This is a genomic window from Christiangramia sp. (assembly GCF_029937855.1).
GTDB lineage: Bacteria > Bacteroidota > Bacteroidia > Flavobacteriales > Flavobacteriaceae > Christiangramia.
In genome coordinates this window covers 36,910-55,463 of sequence record NZ_JAPYPC010000006.1, presented here as the reverse complement: position 1 = coordinate 55,463, position 18,554 = coordinate 36,910, and the positions used below count along the sequence as shown (strand labels likewise).

Below are 18,554 nucleotides of genomic sequence, written 5' to 3'. Positions count from 1 at the left end.
TTAGGTAAGATCCTGAAATATCCCAATAGCTATGGGGACAGGATGACGTTTTTCATGAATTTTTAGACAGCCTCTTTATTCTAACTTACTAAAAATAAACTCTTGTAAAAAAATCATAATTTAGAAAGAATGTGAATATGGTGCTTACTCCTTACAAGTGCCTGGTTTATAAACCTGCCCACTCGTACACCCTAAGATATTAAGGCTGTAAAATTATTTGACCAGGAAATTAGTATATGAAAAGTATCGCAATAAGTGAGTCTTTCTACGGATTGATAAATTATAATTTCAATTAAAAAGTATATGAATCCAAATAAAGAAATCGAACAAGGCATGCAACTAGCTGCCCGTAAACCAGATTTAACGCCCGATGCGATTAGTGAACGGCTTCGCCCTATTTACGAGGATATTCAGCAAAGTCTACGTGTTCCGCTGGTAAATCAAATTTTTAGGACTTTAGCTAATTATCCAGATTATCTGGAGCCTGTGTGGCAGGAATTAAGCCCTTATTTTCGCGCGGAAGCATTTGAAGAACAAGCTGATGCTATAAGAAAAACGGCTATTCCAGAGGAGATTCCAGATGTGTCAGGATTAGATTTGGATAAGCTGAGGGAGACAAAAAAATTGAAAGATTTTAATGATACCATTTATTATGTTCTTCCAAAACTATTATTAGTCACCAGCTTATTTTACGAGCTTAGCTATGGAAAAAAGCAGCAAATTGGCTTGAAGAATAATAAAGACAATGATTTTTCTAAAATTTCTGTTGGTATCTTAGAGGGAATGGCGAAGGTGCAAATGGTGGATCCGGAAAAAGCATCTGTGCGGGTCAACCAAATTTTTGACTCTATCAAGGAAGTTCATAATTTTCCATTAATTCCTTCCTATTATCGGGGGGTTGCTGATTGGCCGGATTTTCTGGAAAAAACCTGGAACCCAATTAAACCCTTAGTTGGTTCCGCTGCCTACGAAAAACGAAAGCAAAAATTAGTGGAGCAGACTAATCTGGCATTAAAAAATTTGCCTCTGCCAATTAAGCAAAAGCATCTAATATCAGATAAAGATAAAAACGAAGAAATCAGGTTGATTTTATTTGCTTTTAAGCAGAAATTCATTCCTGAAATGCTACTGGATATGGCGTTGATAGAAGCAATGCTCTACGGGAAAGAAGCCACCTCCTACTCTCGCTTCAGTGCTACAACTAACCGCTAGACGAAAATATTTTTTGTTTAAGTTTAAATAATGCAAAACCATAAGGATCTATCGAGTAGCTATAAAATTCTCAAGCATTCTTTCCATTGGCCTCTTCGCTTCAGGAGACATCCCATGTAAGACATCTATATACTTCTTAGGAACCTGAAATGAATGTTTAGAGTCTTCTAAGATATCTGCTTTGTAACCATCAAATGCACCTTCTGCAATATCCTGTCCCATTATTTGTATGAGTCCAAAGTGACGAGAGTCTTTTTGTATTTTATGAAATACCGGTAAGACAACTTCTTTTTCCCCCTCCAGAATTTGAAAAAAATTACCTTCAGAATAAAGTAATATTCCTTTAATACTTAATTGTTCATTGCTTTCCTGGCAGAAGTCTAATAAGCTTTTTATTTGTTGCTGACTTAAGTCTTTATTAGCATTACTAACATAGCAGATTGCATGTTTCATATGATGATTTTTTATTGATACGATAGAAAATATTTTTATTTTAATACGATTACATGTTCAATTCAAAAATTTTTTATTTCAGTTTTTTCCTTAAAAGAGGAAAGCTATTTCAAAGGAAATTATTTTTATTGCAATTATTTTTTTGCCGTATAAATCATGGCAACTCCCATTATTAAGCCTATTCCAATTGTTAAGGGCAGTAGCGACCGGTTCTTTTTACCGGCTGCCCAACCGCCATCTATCCTTGGTTTTTCTTTAGAAGGTTCATATAAGTTTCCTGTATTATCTTCTACCTGTTCATCTCCAATTTCCTTTTTTCGCGTGGTATAATAAACATATTTATCAAACAGGTTCGGAAATAAAGATTTTCCTAATCTCATTAAGTTGGTAGATTTTCCAACATAAGTCTTCTTCTCTGGATTTTGGCTTAAATCAAGAAGCACCTCTGCTACCTTTTCCGCTGGGGAAACTTTAACCGGCGGAATTATCCTTTTTCCTGTATAATTCGCAGCATGAGCATAAATTGGAGTATCTATGGTAGAAGGTATCACGGTACAAACATGAATATCTTTTTCGGCTTTTAATTCCTGTTCCAGGGAGATGCTAAGACCTCGTATGCCAAATTTACTGATGCTGTATGGCACCGAAAACGGCTGACCTACTACTCCGGCAACCGAAGCTATATTAATAAGGGTTCCCTGTCCCTGCTTTCTGAACTGTCTAACAGCTACTCTTGCTCCATATATACAGCCCCATAAATTCACTTCCAGAATTCTCTTCATATCATGTATGGGGATATCTTCAAATTGTCCAAAAGCAGTTACTGCAGCATTATTGATCCACACATCTATACGCCCAAAATGATTGACTGCTGCTTTAGCCAATGATTCCACCTGATCCAGATTGGAAACATCTGCGGGTATTGTTCTTAGTCTTTCCTCTGGTAAACCTAGTTCTTTCGACAGTTCTTCCAAATCCTTTTCGCTTCTGGCAGCGAGTAGCATTTTTGCATTATTCTGCGCAAATTTGAAGGCCGTTGCTCTTCCTATTCCACTTGTTGCTCCGGTTAGAACAACTACTAAATCTTTTAAATCTGCCATCTTTCGTTCATTTTTAATATTACATGTGTAAAAATTCAGTTCTCAGCTATTCTTCTCAGTATCTAGTTTTTCCTTACTAAAAAATTCTCCTAAAGGATGGAGCTCTTTTATATGTAATAAAATTACGGTCAATATTCCCATTAATGGAATGGCCAGTATCATTCCTATGACCCCCCATACCAGGTTACCTATCACCACAACGAGAATTACAATAAATGGATGCACATCTACCTTATCTCCTATAACATATGGTTCCATAACATAACTCTCTACAAATTGTGCTATAGCAAAAGTCAGGGTTATTCCTATTAGTGTACCTGCATTACCGGAAGATAGAAAGCCAAAAGCGACTGCAATGGCAAAACCTATGATATTACCAATGTAGGGTATGATGGATAATAAAGCAGCTAAAAGACTTATTAAGATATAATTGTTCACGCCTGAAATTCCTAATCCCACTGAATATAGAATTGCCAGAACACCCATTAATATAAGCTTACCAATTAGGTAATTAGGCGCCACTTGAGCCGACTTATTTATGGTGATATTAACCCTTTTTTCCTTATGAGGTGGAAAGATTTTAAGAAGGAAAATTTTTAATCTTCGCCTGTAAGTAAGCATGAAAAAAATATAGATGAAGGTTAAAAGATAATTTCCAAGTAAGCCGAATATCTTTGACAGTGGGTTTTCGCTGGCTTTAGAAGCTTTGATCGAAGATTTCTTAGAACCAGTAGAAGAGGACTTCTTCAGTAATTTACTGGTTTTAAGTTGATCCTCCTTTAAAGGAGTTTTTTCAACAGCAAAATTCTTTAATTTCTCAATTTTTGGCTGCATTTTTTCTTTTATCTGAGGCCAGTCTTCGACGAACTGTTTCATTTGTATGGAGACTAAACCTATAAATACAACGGAAAGCAGAAAGAGTAAAAAACTACTTAGAAAGGCTGCCAGGGATCGGCTTATCTTCCTTTCCATCTTTCGGGCAAGCGGCAACATAAGCAGGCTTAAAATAATGGCAGTAAAAAAAGGTGCTAGAAACGCTTTTGCCTCTACCAGGCCCAAGAATAAAAAGTATGTAGCTAAAACAAAAGCGGTAAAATAGAAAGTTAATTGTTGTATCCTTTTCATATTCAAAACGTTTTAATACTTTAAAGTTTAACTTTCCTCTCTTGTTTAGGTTTAATATTGTTTACGCATCTAGTGACTAAATTGGAGTTAAAAGCTAGTTTACTTCTTCTAACCCTTCCAAAGAAGGACCTTCAATCACTTTTCCACAAACATCAAATCGGCTTCCATGGCAGGGGCAGTCCCAGCTTTTTTCCACATTATTCCAGTGAACCACACAACCAAAGTGTGGGCAAACTGCAGAATGTACTTTATATTCCCCATCCCTATTCCTGTAAACAGCAATTCTTTGCCCGTCCTTTTTAGTTACCATACCCTCATCAGGCAATAATTCTTTTCCCTCTTTCTTCAGCAGGAAAGGAAGATCTTTCAAAAACTGTTTCCCAACATTTAGATTTTCCTGTATAAATTTCTTAGCCGATTTAAGCGGTTGATGCCTGCTGGCTTTAAAAATTTCATAATAATCGTCTTTTTCTCCGCTTATTTCATTGCTAATAATCATGGCAGCCAGCGTCCCATACACCAGCCCATCGGTAGAAAAACCAGTGGCTACAAACTGGTTGGAACCACTACTTTGGCGGCCTATATAAGGAAGAAGGTCTGCAGGTTTATAATTCTGGCCGCCCCAAACATGCGTTACTTCTTTAATTTCAAAGTTTTTCCGAAGGAATTCTATTAAACCTTCCACATGATCCTGATTACTTTTCGCCTGTCCTACCTTATGCGGCTGACCCACACAGAGTAAATATTTTGTATTTCCTCTTTTATACGATCTTATAGAAAATTTACTATCAGAAAAATATCCCCAGAAGATGCCTTGGGGATAATCCTCATTTTCGAGTTTGGCAGCTATTCCATATTCCCGGTAGGGCCCAAGTGTTGTATCGTACTGGATGTTCAGGCCTTTTGGTGTGTGCGTTGCATGAACAACATACTTAGCGATCACTTTTTTTCCATTACAATATAGAACGACCTCATCATTTTGCTCCTCAATTTTTTGAACCGGGGAATTTTCAAAAATAAAGCTGGCATCTATATTAATATTCTGCGCTAATTGCTGAACGTATAAAAGCGGGTTTAGCTGTGCCTGTTCGGCAAGCCTTATTCCCGCTGAAAATTTAAAAGGAAAATTTATTTCTGAAATTTCACCGAATTTCATTTCCAGATTTCCCCAAGTGTTTCGCTCCGCATCGATTTTTGAAGAACCACCATTCTGAAATAAAAACATCTGCTGGAACCCATAATCGCAATCCAGATCGTATTCCATTACATTAGATTTGATCTTATCCATTGCCGCCTGTCTCGATTCAACAATTTTCTTCAACTTATCTTTATCATACTTAGACTCCAGATTATGTAATAACTGATCTGTAATTGCATACAAATTTCCGGTGCTTTGCCCTGTACTCCCCTTCCCTATTCTTCTGGCCTCTAAAACGGTGACACTCAGGCCATTCTTGTGAAGCATTTCAGCCGCACTAATGCCGGTAATACCGCCACCAATAATGGCAACGTCTACTTTAAGATCCTCTTCCAGGGAAGGAAATAATTTTGATGAGCTAAAACTTTTCCATATTGATTGCTGTTTCATGCTTGTGATATTAGTTTTATGTATATCCTGTCATAAATCCTTTCGTCACCCTTAATTTATTTCAGTCTTAATGAGACCTTGTTTTACATTGAAATAATATTCTCAAACAATTCCGATAACTATCGGAGCGGAATGACGTCAATTTTCAGTTTGGGAAACTTTTCGAACAATAATTTTTTCTGAAAATTTCAGGAGAATAAAAAAATTCAGGTATGTATGTTCAAAATTGGATATTACTGCGATTTATTTAATAACTATTATGCCTTTTCTTCATTGGTTTCATAGAATTTCTTCTGCATTTTGGATTGAAGACTTTTAGGAATAGCCCTTCGTATAAAAGTCATTACCTTATTGGCAGCTCCAGGAATATAGATCCTTTCACCATCCATAAGCGCCTTATAAGCTCCTTCAGCAACCTCTTCAGGAGGCGCCATAAGTTTGTCTTTATTAGCAACCACATTAGTTTCTTCCATATCTGCCCTGGAAAAGAACGCAGTGTCTGTGGGACCGGGACATAGACAGGTTACTGTTACGTTACTTCCCATATCTTCCAATTCGGTTGCCAGCGCTTCAGATAAAGAAACTACATAGGCTTTGGAAGCATGGTATACTGCTAACAATGGTCCCGGCTGAAATCCTGCGATCGAGCCAAGTTGTAGTATCTTCCCCTCATCCCTTTGGATCATATCTCCCAGGAAAAGATGTGTTAGTTTGGTAAGGCTTTTTATATTTAGGTTTATTAAATCTTCATATTTTTCGTAAGCCACTTCGCTGAAATTCCCTCGTTGTCCGATCCCTGCGTCGTTCACCAGGATATCCACTTTTTTATTCATACCTTTCACTTCCTGATAGACTTCTTCCGCAGTATCCCGGGAAAGATCTTTACTAATGGTAAAAACATCCACGCCATAGGTGTTCTGGAGTTCAGAACTAACTTCTTTTAATTTTTCTTCATTTCTGGCCACCCCAATTACTGCATATGCATTTTTGGCAAATTCATGTGCCAGCGCTCTTCCAATTCCACTCGTCATGCCAGTAATTAGAACGGTTCTTTCATTCGATTTCATACTTCAATTTTTTTGCTAATTATTTGGTTAAATAATTTTTTTCAACTTAAAGCTACCACCTAATTGCCTAAATGCCAGTTATTTTATAGTGCTTTTAAAACTATTTATCGTTCATTTAACGCTTTTGGATAAATGCTCTAATTATCTTCAGGAAATGTTAGAATTCTCTTTAATTCTGAATTTATTCAAATCGTATGCGGCAGCTAATTTTAAAAATACCAGAAGGCCATAAATCTGAAATAACCGAAGCTATAGAAGATTGCAAGGGGAAGGTGACCATTCAATTCCATTCCAATAAAAAAGATAATTTCATCACCCATTTTCCAAATGATAAAGTGAATGAATTCATTGAAAGAATTGACCATATTGAGGATATCGAAATTTCCCTGAATCCACGTGGAGTAATTCCGTTTTATCCGCCTGCTTCAGAAACACCCGACCAGGTAGCCGATGTAAAACCCAAAAGTGCCCTGGAAATATATCTGGCAGGAATACAAAGTGTGGGATCGCTCTTCGGATTAATTGGCTATTCCATTGCCGCCGGGATTATTGTATGGATTGGTCTTTATACTACCACCATTTACTTGCTTGTTGCTGCGATGTTGGTGGCTCCGCTTGCAGGTCCTGCAATGAATTCGGCCCTGGCGACAGCTTCGGGAAATATGAATCTTTTAAAGAACAGTGTGAAGCGCTATTTCCTGGCCATTGCCGCGGGAATAATCAGTAGCTTCCTGCTTTCGGTGATATTTTCATTAAAGATCATGACTCCGTTAATGATAGAAATAAGCCATGTTTCTAAAGTTGCTATTTTACTTCCTTTAATCTCAGGTTTCGCCGGGGGGATAAATATATGCCAGAGCGAAAGAGACAGCCTGGTTTCTGGTGCTGCCGTTGGAATCTTAGTCGCTGCCTCATTGGCTCCCCCTGTAGGCTTACTGGGCTGCGGAATTTATCTGGGGAATAGTGATGTGATCTGGAGCAGTATTTTCAGGATTCTCCTTCAACTCGTAGGCATTCACCTTTCTGCTACCCTGGTTTTTAGGTATTATGGGAAAGTAGATACAAAAGGAGTACGATTTTATGGTGGAAATAAAAACATCTCTATCTTCTCTAACATTGCAGCAGTAATAATTTTCGTAGGATTGGGTATCTGGCAGTTTTCAAATCCGCCTTTTTTAAGAAAAGCAAGTATGAATACTGAACTTACTGAAGACGTTCAGCAGCAATTATCCCAACTAAGTGATTTTCATCTTATTGAGGAAACGGTGAATTTTACCGGTGAAAAAATAAATAACCTGCCTGTAGTCAGATTTTCAGCAACAGTGATTAAGAAAGACACTTCAATGGATGATAATATTCTTGAAGCGAGGATTATTACCTATCTAAAGGATAATATCAAAAAATACGATGATGAATTTTTCGAGGTCTATGAAATAAAAATCTTAAAAGAATAAGATTAAATGTTAGCTAGCTATAATTTTCTTTACCATTTTTCAAAACCCAATAAATACCCTTTACATTAGTAACAGGTTTTTTAAATATAAATAATAAACTTATTTCCTCGAGGGTTTCCAGGATAGACATAGAAAGGGTGATAAAGAAAAGCCATTCCCAGGGACTAAAAAAACTTGTACAAACCAGAAAAGCTCCCTGGACAAAAGCAGCGACTTTAGCAGAATAGGTATGAAAACTACTTGATTTACCAAACTTCCAATAGGCATAGCCTAACTGAAAAAAGTACAAAGCCATGGCACCTACCAAAAGCCATTTATAATTTAGAAAAAAATCAGTTTCAAAAAATAAAAATATTCCAATTACCGCACCTAAAAATATACTTGCATCACCCATGGAATCTAATTGGGCACCGTGTTTGGAGGTCTGCTTATTTTTTCTTGCCAAAAAACCATCCAGCCAATCTGTTATCAAACCCACTAATAGAAGCCAGGAGAAAAAAGTTCTTAAATGGAAAAAAGCTAATATTACCAGTATTACGGCTAAAATAATCCTGAAAATAGATAGCAGATCCGGCAGATCAAAGTCGATATTTTTTATCCAATTATACTTCATAAGTCCCTGGTCGATTTATATTATGTACCAGGCGATAGGTTAATGCAGAGGTTATCCCAAAAATAAGATGTGCTGTAAAAAGCTGTTTTAGATGATTGGCTAAATGAGTTTTAGGAGGATCAGGATGAAGATGAAGAACACTTGCCCAGGCTGCCATACCAAGCAGACCACTGGGCACCCCCAACAAAAAACCACCAGGTACTCCTGGTTGAAGCGAGGAATATTTCCAGAATTGGTCATATACTATATTAAAAAGCCCTCCTATGCTATAATGCAGAATCCATCCTGGAAGAATAGAAGGTTTTAGCATGAAGGTTTTGGATGTCGCTCGATGTATGAGTTTATTGAGCATCATAGGTTCTTCAAACTGCTCGCGCTGTCTTTCTGCTTCCCAATAACTATAAATAGTCATTAAACTCGTACCAATTATACTGGATAGAATTATTCTTAGCATAACCCTGATTTTTTTAAACCTGGTTGTTTTTTTCTTCAGCTTCTTCTGTTTCCCTGGTAAGTACCGACTTTGTGATACCAGACTCACTTTCATAGCCTTTTCGCTCTGAGTAATCTGAGTCTATTGGATCTGGTAAAAACTTATTAGCGAGTTTGAAAAAACTTATATTCAGTCCCGGTGCTATGCCTTCAATAGCTGTAGCTAGTTTGGTGGGCCAGCCTAATCTTAACATCTTATTGCCATATTGCATTGCCTCTATGATCTTAGAAGCAGCCTTTTCTGCATTCATGGAAAGGCCGGGCAGGGAGTCTGAAATTTTGAACCAGGCATATTCTTTTGAATGTTGTGCTTTTACATCTATATTCCTGGGACTTCCTGTACGCATTAAGCCCGGATAAACAGAAGTGACCCTAATGCCGCAGTTAGCCAGTTCTGCAGTAATCCCTTCAGAAAATCCTGCCAATGCATATTTACCTACTGTATAGGGCAGCAGGTGAGGAAAACTAACTTTCGCGTTTATGGAAGCAATATTTACTATACGTCCCGCCCCGGCAGTTTTCATTCCAGGTAAAACTTCCTGAATAAGATTATAGGCTCCCCAGAAATGTACATCTATAGCCTGCTGATAATCTTTTTCCTGCATGTTCTCCATAGGCCCAACCTGAATGATCCCGGCATTATTAATAAGAACTTCCACCTCGCCCCAGTGCTGACGAATTTGTTCCACCATCTCCTTAACCTCAGGATTCTGGGTCACATCACATTTGATGCCTAGAAAATCTGATGTCAATTTGCCTAATTCTTTTGAAGCCCCATCTAGATCACCTTGATCTCGACCACAAATCACCAATTTCGCTCCTGCTTTAGATAACTGCCGGGCCATGACCAAACCTAATCCCCTGGTTCCCCCGGTTATCAAAACCACCCGATTATGGAGCTCAAGAAATCGTTTTTGTTTGTTTTGCTTTCTGGCGGTTAATAACCCCCCTACTACAGCACCTCCCAATATAAAGTGTTTCATTTTCATCTTCTTCTACTTATATCATGTTTCATTTATTCAGTAATCCAGGTTGGAGGTCAACAATTTCTATCTCAAAATTTAGAAAACCTTCAAGTTAAATTGCAATGGCGCGATCTACCGGCTCCAGCTTAATAAATTTATATCGGGGAATTTTACTGTTATTAAAATTAGAATAGGGACGTACTAAATTGTACTAAGAAGAGACTAAAGCTTTCTTAATTTTTGATTCTTAGATGAACATTTTCATTTTGAAAAAATCCAAAATCAGAGCTTACCCCCAAAATATTAGTAATACTTATACATCGTTAATTTTGCTATAAATCATACCCAATAAATTCATAACAGCAGTATTATCTGCTACTTTAAACAATACTTTTCCAATTCCTAATCCCCATATTTATTAATCTGATGGAATGATATTTAATCATTCTTAACTACCGCTCTATGGGAAAAAATAATTTTCAATTAAGCAAATCTGTAAGTGACAGTAAAAGAAATAAGACATTAGCTTCTGCTGAAAATGAATACGATTTAATGGTGTTCTCACACCTTAGATGGAATTTTGTTTATCAACGTCCGCAACATCTAATAAGCAGGATATCCAGGCATTATAAAATCCTTTTTATTGAAGAACCCATTGCTGATGAAATTGAAGATGGATATGAACTAAATATTATTCATAAAAATCTCCATGTTTTTAAACCTAGAGTAAAAGACATGGAAGCTATTCCATCTGTTCTTTTAGCATTTCTCCAATCTACCCAGGTTGAATATGCCTGGTTCTATTCTCCATCCTTCAGTTCCCTCCTAGCTTATATAGATGTCAATTTCATTATATATGATTGTATGGATGAGCTTTCACTGTTCAAAGGAGCCCCAGCTGAACTTATTGAACAGGAAAAATTTCTAATCTCTGAAGCCGATATTGTTTTTACCGGTGGAAAATCCTTATACGAATCTAAAAGCCAAAGACATCCCAATACTTTTTGTTTTCCAAGTTCTGTAGAACGTGAACATTTTGAAAAAGCCAGATACCACTTATCACTACCCGAAGATCTCAAACACATCCCATCTCTCATCGTTGGCTATTGCGGTGTAATAGATGAAAGGATAGATATGGATTTGCTGCAGAATACCGCTTTGCTCTTACCTGGGGTTTCTTTTGTGATGATAGGACCGCTGGCCAAAATAGACGATAGTGAATTAGCCAGGGCACCAAATATTTTTTACTTAGGGATGAAATCTTACGAAAGCCTGCCGCAATATTTAGCTGCTTTCAATATTGCCATGATGCCTTTTGCCTTAAATGATTCTACAAAATATATAAGTCCAACTAAAACTTTAGAATATATGGCCGCCGGAAAACCAATTATTTCAACAGCTATAAAAGATGTTGAAAGAGATTACAGCCATTGTATCCCAATAATTTCTACTGCCGAAGAATTTGCTGCAGCAATAAAAGAGCTATTGAACACTAACAACCAGGAATACCAGCAGGACTATAATAAAATTTTAGATAGAACCTCCTGGGATAACACAGCGAATAGTATGATTCAAATTTTAAAAGAAACCGTTAAATGAAAACAGATATTCTTGTAGTAGGAGCGGGAATTTCCGGCGCTGTAATTGCTGAAAGATATGCCTCCTTAGGAAAAAAAGTACTTGTAATAGATAAAAGACCGCACATTGCTGGCTACTGTTATGATTATGTGGACGAAAATGGGATTTTAATGTCAAAATATGGAGCTCATCTTTTTCATACTAATGATGAAAGCGTATGGGAGTATGTAAACAGGTTTAGTGAATGGTACAAGTGGGAACATAAAGTACTGGCCCGGGTAGATGAAAAACTTGTGCCGATACCGGTAAATATTGATACCGTTAATTTACTATTTAACCAATCTATTTCTTCTGAAGCCGAAATGAAAAAGTGGCTGGAAGATCACCGATTACCCATTGAAAATCCGCAAAACGGGAAGGAAGCTGTACTGGCAAAAGTAGGCCCGGAATTATATGAAAAGATGTTTCGGCATTATACCAAAAAACAATGGGATAAATTTCCTGAAGAACTGCATGCCTCTGTTTTAAACAGAATCCCGGTGAGAACAAATAAGGATGATCGGTATTTTTCAGATAAATACCAGGCGCTGCCCTCGGGAGGATATACTCAAATGTTTGAAAAAATACTGGCCCACCCGAATATTGAGGTAAGGCTAAATACAGATTATTTTGACATTCAGGATGAAATTGGCGATTGTTCAAAACTCTTCTATACCGGCCCTATTGACCGATATTTTGATTTTAAATACAGCATAAAAGAAAAGCTGGAATACAGGTCCATCAATTTTGTAAAAGAAACAATAGATCAGGAATATTTTCAGGAAAATTCAGTAGTTAACTATCCAGGGACCGAGGTAGATTTTACAAGGATCATTGAATATAAACATTTCGGCCATCAAAAAGCTCCTAATACAGTTATAGTAAAAGAATATACCGTAGATTCCGGGGAACCTTTTTATCCTGTTCCAAACCAGCGAAATCAGGAGATTTATGAGCGCTACAGAAAAGATGCCGAGCAGCTAAAGAATATTTATTTTGTGGGAAGGCTGGCTAATTACAAGTATTTCAATATGGATCAGGCTTTTAAAAATGCGCTGGATCTTTTCCACGAATTAGAAATAAAAAGAAAGGAACGAAAACGAAATAAGCGAAATGAAAAACTTCCCACAAACTGAATTTAATAGTTTTTTCTGGGGAGGCTTTGAATGCGCTGATCATATAAACCGTTCAGGAAACAGGGTGAACCTACTTAAAGAAACAGCACATATATCCAGGTGCGAAGAAGATTATGTTTTACTTCAATCTATTGGAATAAAGGTGGTAAGGGAAGGAATATGCTGGAGTGTGGTAGAAACAGCTCCTTACAGGTTTAATTTTAGCTCCTTAAGATCAAGGATAGCAGCAGCTTCAAAGTTGAAAATTCAAATAATTTGGGATTTATGCCATTTTGGATATCCCAATGATCTAATACCAACGCATCCAAAATTCACAGAACGCTTTAATGCCCTTTGCAGGGCCTTTGGGTTATTTTATAAAAGCATTTGCAATGAACCTTTATGGGTAGTTCCCATAAATGAAATAAGTTTTCTCTCCTGGCATTCTGGTGATGTTCGAGGTACGGTTCCCTTTGCCGTCAATTCGGGTTTTGATATAAAATATCATTTATGTAAAGCGGCTATTGAGGGGATTTCCATCTTGAAACAAACCATACCCGAGACCTATATTTTTATAGTTGAACCCTTGATTAGAATTCATCCTGCTGCAGAGACTACAGAAGAAGACATTATACAAATGAATTCCAACCAGTTTCAGGTGATGGATATAATTATTGGAATTGAATGTCCGGAATTAGGAGGTTCTGTTCATCTCTGTGACTATATGGGCCTGAATTACTATTATGATAATCAGTGGATACATGATGGAGAAAAATTGCCGTGGCCTACTTCAGAAAATATTAGAATTCCCTTGTCTAAATTATTAAAGGAAGCCTATCAACGCTACCAGAAACCAATCGTTCTTACAGAAACAGGACACTTCGGGAGGCATAGGGCTCAATGGCTGGAAGAAGTAACACAGCAGTGTGCACAGGCTCTTTCTCTACAAGTGGATTTGAGGGGAATATGTATTTATCCCGTTATAGACAGGCCAGATTGGGATAATTTGAACTTCTATTCTAAATGTGGAATCTGGGATCTGGATAAAAACAAGAACCGCATTCCCTATGATCCTGTGATAAATTTCTTCAAAAAAGAAAGATTCTAATGCTGAATAACCCGCAAAATTCATTCAGTATGATTCCTTGCTTGTTTTTGACAAGAGACAGCTTATAATCTTAATTTATACTTAATCCTGATAGCAGATGATCCCGATTTTTCTAATTTAATTTCATGAAACCGGTGATAATTTTTTTCTTCTTAGTTCTGGCCGGTTGTAATTTTCCGAAGGATCCTGAAGAATCCCTGGAAAAAGCGACCCGGGACTCGCTAAAAGTAGGTGTTGTAAACAACCTACCATACACCTATTTTGATAATGGAGAAGCCAGTGGCACCGAAATTGAATTTTTAAAAGAATTTGCCAGGTCAAATAAAATAAATATCTCATTTATAGAAGGTTCAGAAAGTGTATTGGTCGATAAGCTTAAAAACTATCGACTCCATATAGTTGCGGGAGGCTTTGATAAAAAGACGATCTGGAAGAAACATGCCGGGACTTCTGCCACTTACGACTCTAAACATTTATTTCTTATTCCGAAGGGAGAAAATAAATTATTGCAGCAGCTGGAAACCTACATTTACCAAAACACGAAAAAATGAAAGGGATAAAGTCTTTTGAACTTCCAGCGGAATTAAGAAAAGAGTTACATTCTGCCATAAAATTGGAATGGTTAACACTTTTTTACCTTATTAGCGTGGTTTTAGCAATGTACCTAACAATGGGCACTTCGCAGGCCATGAAAACTGCCTGGTTAGAGGATTTACTTTCTATTGTCCCGTCTATCGTGTTTTTAATAGCGACTAAAATTAACACCAAATCACCTAATGAAAAATTTCGTTATGGTTATCACCGTGTGTTTACAATAGCCTTTTTAATTGGAGCAACAGCCTTGCTTGGAATGGGATTATTTTTAGTTTTCGATTCTTCCATGTCACTTTTTAAAGCTGAACATCCAACCATTAACAATAAAATTTTATTTGGACATCAGATATGGATGGGATGGATCATGATTTTAGCACTTCTATATAGTTCTATTCCAGCTATGATAATAGGAATTAAAAAACTTCCGAAAGCAACGAAATTACATAACAAAGTTCTGTATATAGATGCCGAAGCCCAAAAGGCAGATTATATGACTGCTTTTGCCGCCATTCTGGGTATATTAGGAGTGGGCGCTGGATTGTGGTGGGCAGATGCTGCTGCTGCATTATTTATATCATTTTCGGTAACCAAAGATGGATTTAAACATATCTCTACCGCAATAAAAGATTTAATGGATCGCTACCCGGTTAGCCTTAAAGAACAACAAAAAGATCCTCTAATCGATGATATTCATCAGCTAGTTTCTTCCTGGGAATGGGTGGAAGATTGTAGGATCCGGTTCAGGGAAAACGGTCAGGTACTTATAGGTGAGATTGCCGTTATTCCAAAAGGCCAGGTAGATGTAGAACAGCTGGAAAAATCATATCAGGAATTAATGGAGTACCACTGGAAAATAAATGATGTTACCATTGCTCCGGTAAAAGAATTACCTAATTGGTAGCTTATAGTTTTATAAATTATTCATGACCGTTTAAAAAAATTAGGCCGCTTTTCTTTTAGGTATAAGAAGTTCGATTTGAAATTTACTACTCGATAAACCTAGTAAGTATGAAATATATTTTTCAGCGAATATTCAACTTTGTAAAATAGCAGGGAATAGATAGTAGTAAAATGCTTTGAACTTTTGAAATTTTTAGGTTCAGGTTCAATCTTTAATAGTTTTATCAGGTATCACTGAAACCGAATACAATTTCTTTTGTAACAAGATTAGTTCTGACTTAGCCAAAAAAAACCTCCTTAGTTGCCCAAGGAGGTTTTTATTATAAATATCAGGAAAGATTACTTCTTACCTTCCATTTTGTCTTTCAACGCCTGAAGATCAGCATTAACATCACCAATTGTAGTGGCGTTATCCTTGCCTTGCGAAGCTGATTTTTTAGCAGCCTGCTTAACAATTTTTTGCTCTTCTTCTTTGTGAATAACCATGTGAGAAGCTACCACTCTCTTGAATTCTTTATTGAATTCAATAATTTGGAATTCTGCCTCTTCACCCTGCTTAAGTTTACTTCCGTCTTCTTTCTCAAGATGTCTCTGCGGAACAAATGCAGTAATATCTTCATTGAAGTCGATAGTAGCACCTTTATCTACAATCTCAGTGATCGCAGCAGTATGCTTGGTTCCAACTCCAAAGTCTTTTTCATATTTATCCCAGGGATTATCCTCGATTTGTTTATGTCCAAGAGAAAGTTTTCTACCTTCAACATCCAATTCAAGAACCACTACTTCAAGCTCATCACCTACATTTGTAAATTCTGATGGGTGCTTGATTTTCTTAGTCCATGAAAGATCAGAGATATAGATAAGTCCGTCAATTCCTTCTTCTAACTCCACGAATACTCCGAAGTTAGTGAAGTTACGAACAATACCTTTATGTCTTGAACCTACAGGATATTTAGAAGTGATATCTGTCCATGGATCCTGGCTTAATTGCTTGATACCAAGAGACATTTTTCTATCATCTCTATCTAAAGTAAGAATCTGCGCTTCTACCTCATCACCAACATTTACGAAATCCTGAGCTGAACGCAAGTGCGTGCTCCATGACATTTCAGAAACGTGGATAAGACCTTCAACACCTTCAGCAACCTCGATAAATGCACCGTAATCTGCAATTACAACCACTTTACCTTTTACATTGTCACCAACTTTAAGATCCTCGCTAAGAGCATCCCATGGGTGCTGGCTTAATTGCTTAAGACCTAACTGAATTCTGGACTTAGACTCATCAAAGTCAAGAATTACCACGTTAAGTTTCTGATCAAGCTCAACGATCTCATTTGGATGGTTGATTCTAGACCAGCTTAGATCTGTAATATGTACAAGTCCGTCAACACCTCCAAGATCAACGAATACACCGTAAGAAGTAATGTTCTTAACCGTACCCTCAAGTACCTGACCTTTTTCAAGCTGACCGATGATCTCTTTCTTCTGCTCTTCGATATCTGCTTCGATAAGCGCTTTGTGAGAAACTACAACGTTTTTGAATTCATGGTTAATTTTAACCACTTTAAATTCCATGTTCTTACCAACGTAAGCATCGTAGTCTCTAATTGGCTTCACATCAATTTGTGAACCAGGTAAGAATGCTTCGATTCCAAATACATCTACGATCATACCACCTTTAGTACGACATTTGATGAATCCATTTACCACAAGACTTTCGTCATGCGCTTTGTTTACTCTTTCCCAAGCCTTGATCACTCTCGCCTTACGGTGAGAAAGAATTAATTGGCCGGTAGAATCTTCGCGAACGTCGATTAATACCTCAACTTCATCTCCTTCTTTAAGGTCTGGATTATAACGAAATTCGTTAAGTGAAATTACACCTTCACTTTTTGCATTGATATCTATAATTGCATCACGATCTGTAATATTGATTACTTTTCCTGTTACAACTTCATCATCTAAAGTGTCTACGAAATTTTCTTCAACCAGCTTTTCAAATTCTTCCAGCTTCTCATCGTCGATAGGATCGATTCCTTCTTCGTAATTGTGCCAGTTAAATTCTTTAAGGAATTTTTCAGGATTTTCCTGTTGCTTTTCTGCTTCAGGTTGAGAGGCTGTTTCCATTCCGGCAACATCCTGTACTTCAATTTCCTGAGTTTCTTTGTTTGTGTTTTCTTCAGCCATTACTGACTATTAAATTTGTATTCTGAGTTTCTTCGGAAATCATTGCGGCAAATTAAAAACTTCAGAAGTTGTTTATAATTTTGATTATCAAGCCTTTTTGGATTTCCGATCATTTGCCAAAAAGGAGTGCAAAAATACATAACTAAACAAAAATCCACAACTAATTATTCAATTAATTGCGGAGTAATTTCTCATTAAATAGAATACTATGAATTCGCTGCAGCAATCTTTTCTTTTGCGATCTTCAGTATTTTTTCAAATTGCTCATCTAACCCCATTCTGGAATTATTAAATTCCACGGCATCATCAGCCATAATCAAAGGAGAATCTTCTCTTGTAGAATCCATAAAATCGCGATCTTTCACATTTTGAAGCACATCTTCATAGCTGATGTCATCTCCCCTTCCCTTAAGCTCATCATACCTTCTTTGGGCTCTTTGTTCTGTGGAAGCAGTCATAAAAATTTTCAATTCAGCATTAGGAAAAACAACGGTTCCAATATCCCGACCGTCCATGACCACTCCTTTTTCTTTTCCCATTTGCTGCTGTTCTTCTACCAGCATTTTTCTTACTTCGGAAATGGCTGAAACTCTACTAACCTGTTGAGAAACTTCTAAATATCGTATCTCTTTTTCCACATTTTCATTGTTCAGGTAAATTTCTCCATATCCCAAATCATCATTGAAAACAAAATTCAAACTGACAAATGGTAAATGCCGAACAATGGCTTCCTGATCAAAATTTCCTTCAGAAACAAAAACCTTGCGCATCATATATAAAGTTACGGCTCTGTACATCGCTCCTGTATCTACATATACATATCCCAGCTCCTTTGCCAACCGTTTTGCCACCGTACTTTTTCCAGTGGAAGAAAAACCATCTATAGCTATCGTAATTTTTTTATCCATCAAATCCTTTTTCTTAGTGCAAAGGTAATTTTTTATAAGTTCTATTGCTTGTA

Annotated in this window: 17 protein-coding genes; 7 read left to right on the top strand and 10 right to left on the bottom strand. The window is 37.0% G+C overall.

All coding sequences use genetic code 11. The annotated features are described in order from the left end of the window. Positions 1 to 303: 303 nt before the first annotated feature. Entirely contained in the window at positions 304 to 1,212 is a 909-nt protein-coding gene (locus tag Q1K34_RS05075; protein WP_300435375.1) for a halocarboxylic acid dehydrogenase DehI family protein, read from the top strand. Between the two features lie 48 nt (positions 1,213 to 1,260). Here the strand turns inward: Q1K34_RS05075 and Q1K34_RS05070 are convergent, their stop codons facing one another. The 5 genes from Q1K34_RS05070 to Q1K34_RS05050 form a co-directional block, all read right to left on the bottom strand. Then, positions 1,261 to 1,665 (bottom strand): BLUF domain-containing protein, encoded by a 405-nt coding sequence (locus Q1K34_RS05070; protein ID WP_300435372.1) that lies wholly within the window; start codon positions 1,663 to 1,665, stop codon positions 1,261 to 1,263. Between the two features lie 134 nt (positions 1,666 to 1,799). Beyond that, positions 1,800 to 2,765: an SDR family NAD(P)-dependent oxidoreductase gene (locus Q1K34_RS05065; protein WP_300435369.1), complete on the bottom strand. Its 966-nt coding sequence runs from the start codon at positions 2,763 to 2,765 to the stop codon at positions 1,800 to 1,802. A 42-nt stretch (positions 2,766 to 2,807) separates the two neighbouring features. Next, positions 2,808 to 3,890 carry an AI-2E family transporter gene (locus Q1K34_RS05060; protein WP_300435367.1) on the bottom strand — a complete coding sequence of 361 codons (1,083 nt, stop codon included), beginning with the start codon at positions 3,888 to 3,890 and terminating at the stop codon, positions 2,808 to 2,810. A 94-nt stretch (positions 3,891 to 3,984) separates the two neighbouring features. Continuing rightward, entirely contained in the window at positions 3,985 to 5,478 is a 1,494-nt protein-coding gene (locus Q1K34_RS05055) for an FAD-dependent oxidoreductase (RefSeq protein ID WP_300435364.1), read from the bottom strand. 257 nt (positions 5,479 to 5,735) lie between these two features. Then, the gene (locus Q1K34_RS05050) at positions 5,736 to 6,545 is read right to left on the bottom strand and encodes an SDR family oxidoreductase (RefSeq protein ID WP_300435361.1); all 810 of its coding nucleotides are present in this window, start codon (positions 6,543 to 6,545) and stop codon (positions 5,736 to 5,738) included. Between the two features lie 194 nt (positions 6,546 to 6,739). Between Q1K34_RS05050 and Q1K34_RS05045 the strand changes: the two genes are divergently transcribed. Next, positions 6,740 to 7,999 (top strand): DUF389 domain-containing protein, encoded by a 1,260-nt coding sequence (locus Q1K34_RS05045; RefSeq protein ID WP_300435359.1) that lies wholly within the window; start codon positions 6,740 to 6,742, stop codon positions 7,997 to 7,999. 13 nt (positions 8,000 to 8,012) lie between these two features. Here the strand turns inward: Q1K34_RS05045 and Q1K34_RS05040 are convergent, their stop codons facing one another. From Q1K34_RS05040 to Q1K34_RS05030, 3 genes are read right to left on the bottom strand one after another with little or no spacing between them, the layout of a single operon-like run. Continuing rightward, positions 8,013 to 8,612, bottom strand: coding sequence for a CDP-alcohol phosphatidyltransferase family protein (locus tag Q1K34_RS05040; RefSeq protein ID WP_300435357.1), 600 nt, complete (start codon positions 8,610 to 8,612; stop codon positions 8,013 to 8,015). Further along, positions 8,602 to 9,066: a hypothetical protein gene (locus Q1K34_RS05035; protein WP_300435355.1), complete on the bottom strand. Its 465-nt coding sequence runs from the start codon at positions 9,064 to 9,066 to the stop codon at positions 8,602 to 8,604. Before Q1K34_RS05035 ends, Q1K34_RS05040 begins: the two co-directional genes overlap by 11 nt. A 13-nt stretch (positions 9,067 to 9,079) precedes the next feature. After that, positions 9,080 to 10,087: an SDR family oxidoreductase gene (locus Q1K34_RS05030; protein WP_300435353.1), complete on the bottom strand. Its 1,008-nt coding sequence runs from the start codon at positions 10,085 to 10,087 to the stop codon at positions 9,080 to 9,082. Between the two features lie 444 nt (positions 10,088 to 10,531). Between Q1K34_RS05030 and Q1K34_RS05025 the strand changes: the two genes are divergently transcribed. From Q1K34_RS05025 to Q1K34_RS05005, 5 genes are all read left to right on the top strand, one after another. After that, positions 10,532 to 11,668: a glycosyltransferase gene (locus Q1K34_RS05025; protein WP_300435350.1), complete on the top strand. Its 1,137-nt coding sequence runs from the start codon at positions 10,532 to 10,534 to the stop codon at positions 11,666 to 11,668. Next, complete coding sequence (gene glf, locus Q1K34_RS05020) at positions 11,665 to 12,822, top strand: UDP-galactopyranose mutase (protein WP_300435347.1); 1,158 nt, start codon at positions 11,665 to 11,667, stop codon at positions 12,820 to 12,822. Before Q1K34_RS05025 ends, glf begins: the two co-directional genes overlap by 4 nt. Next, the gene (locus Q1K34_RS05015) at positions 12,800 to 13,909 is read left to right on the top strand and encodes a hypothetical protein (RefSeq protein ID WP_300435345.1); all 1,110 of its coding nucleotides are present in this window, start codon (positions 12,800 to 12,802) and stop codon (positions 13,907 to 13,909) included. The genes glf and Q1K34_RS05015 overlap by 23 nt, the downstream gene beginning before the upstream one ends. Before the next feature lie 125 nt (positions 13,910 to 14,034). After that, positions 14,035 to 14,460 (top strand): transporter substrate-binding domain-containing protein, encoded by a 426-nt coding sequence (locus Q1K34_RS05010; RefSeq protein WP_300435343.1) that lies wholly within the window; start codon positions 14,035 to 14,037, stop codon positions 14,458 to 14,460. Then, a complete protein-coding gene (locus tag Q1K34_RS05005; RefSeq protein WP_300435340.1) occupies positions 14,457 to 15,404 on the top strand; it encodes a cation diffusion facilitator family transporter in 948 nt (315 codons plus the stop codon). Before Q1K34_RS05010 ends, Q1K34_RS05005 begins: the two co-directional genes overlap by 4 nt. Positions 15,405 to 15,742: 338 nt before the next feature. On the opposite strand, the gene rpsA is transcribed toward Q1K34_RS05005, so the two are convergent. Together rpsA and cmk are read right to left on the bottom strand one after the other, a co-directional pair. Beyond that, the gene (rpsA, locus tag Q1K34_RS05000) at positions 15,743 to 17,593 is read right to left on the bottom strand and encodes a 30S ribosomal protein S1 (RefSeq protein ID WP_300435338.1); all 1,851 of its coding nucleotides are present in this window, start codon (positions 17,591 to 17,593) and stop codon (positions 15,743 to 15,745) included. 206 nt (positions 17,594 to 17,799) lie between these two features. Further along, positions 17,800 to 18,501: a (d)CMP kinase gene (cmk, locus tag Q1K34_RS04995; RefSeq protein WP_300435335.1), complete on the bottom strand. Its 702-nt coding sequence runs from the start codon at positions 18,499 to 18,501 to the stop codon at positions 17,800 to 17,802. Positions 18,502 to 18,554 lie beyond the last annotated feature (53 nt).

Excerpts from the sequence above, each read along its gene's own strand:
- Q1K34_RS05075 (WP_300435375.1), top strand. The coding sequence starts at position 304 with ATGAATCCAAATAAAGAAATCGAACAAGGCATGCAACTAGCTGCCCGT.
- Q1K34_RS05070 (WP_300435372.1), bottom strand. The coding sequence starts at position 1,665 with ATGAAACATGCAATCTGCTATGTTAGTAATGCTAATAAAGACTTAAGT.
- Q1K34_RS05065 (WP_300435369.1), bottom strand. The coding sequence starts at position 2,765 with ATGGCAGATTTAAAAGATTTAGTAGTTGTTCTAACCGGAGCAACAAGT.
- Q1K34_RS05060 (WP_300435367.1), bottom strand. The coding sequence starts at position 3,890 with ATGAAAAGGATACAACAATTAACTTTCTATTTTACCGCTTTTGTTTTA.
- Q1K34_RS05055 (WP_300435364.1), bottom strand. The coding sequence starts at position 5,478 with ATGAAACAGCAATCAATATGGAAAAGTTTTAGCTCATCAAAATTATTT.
- Q1K34_RS05050 (WP_300435361.1), bottom strand. The coding sequence starts at position 6,545 with ATGAAATCGAATGAAAGAACCGTTCTAATTACTGGCATGACGAGTGGA.
- Q1K34_RS05045 (WP_300435359.1), top strand. The coding sequence starts at position 6,740 with ATGCGGCAGCTAATTTTAAAAATACCAGAAGGCCATAAATCTGAAATA.
- Q1K34_RS05040 (WP_300435357.1), bottom strand. The coding sequence starts at position 8,612 with ATGAAGTATAATTGGATAAAAAATATCGACTTTGATCTGCCGGATCTG.
- Q1K34_RS05035 (WP_300435355.1), bottom strand. The coding sequence starts at position 9,066 with ATGCTAAGAATAATTCTATCCAGTATAATTGGTACGAGTTTAATGACT.
- Q1K34_RS05030 (WP_300435353.1), bottom strand. The coding sequence starts at position 10,087 with ATGAAACACTTTATATTGGGAGGTGCTGTAGTAGGGGGGTTATTAACC.
- Q1K34_RS05025 (WP_300435350.1), top strand. The coding sequence starts at position 10,532 with ATGGGAAAAAATAATTTTCAATTAAGCAAATCTGTAAGTGACAGTAAA.
- glf (WP_300435347.1), top strand. The coding sequence starts at position 11,665 with ATGAAAACAGATATTCTTGTAGTAGGAGCGGGAATTTCCGGCGCTGTA.
- Q1K34_RS05015 (WP_300435345.1), top strand. The coding sequence starts at position 12,800 with ATGAAAAACTTCCCACAAACTGAATTTAATAGTTTTTTCTGGGGAGGC.
- Q1K34_RS05010 (WP_300435343.1), top strand. The coding sequence starts at position 14,035 with ATGAAACCGGTGATAATTTTTTTCTTCTTAGTTCTGGCCGGTTGTAAT.
- Q1K34_RS05005 (WP_300435340.1), top strand. The coding sequence starts at position 14,457 with ATGAAAGGGATAAAGTCTTTTGAACTTCCAGCGGAATTAAGAAAAGAG.
- rpsA (WP_300435338.1), bottom strand. The coding sequence starts at position 17,593 with ATGGCTGAAGAAAACACAAACAAAGAAACTCAGGAAATTGAAGTACAG.
- cmk (WP_300435335.1), bottom strand. The coding sequence starts at position 18,501 with ATGGATAAAAAAATTACGATAGCTATAGATGGTTTTTCTTCCACTGGA.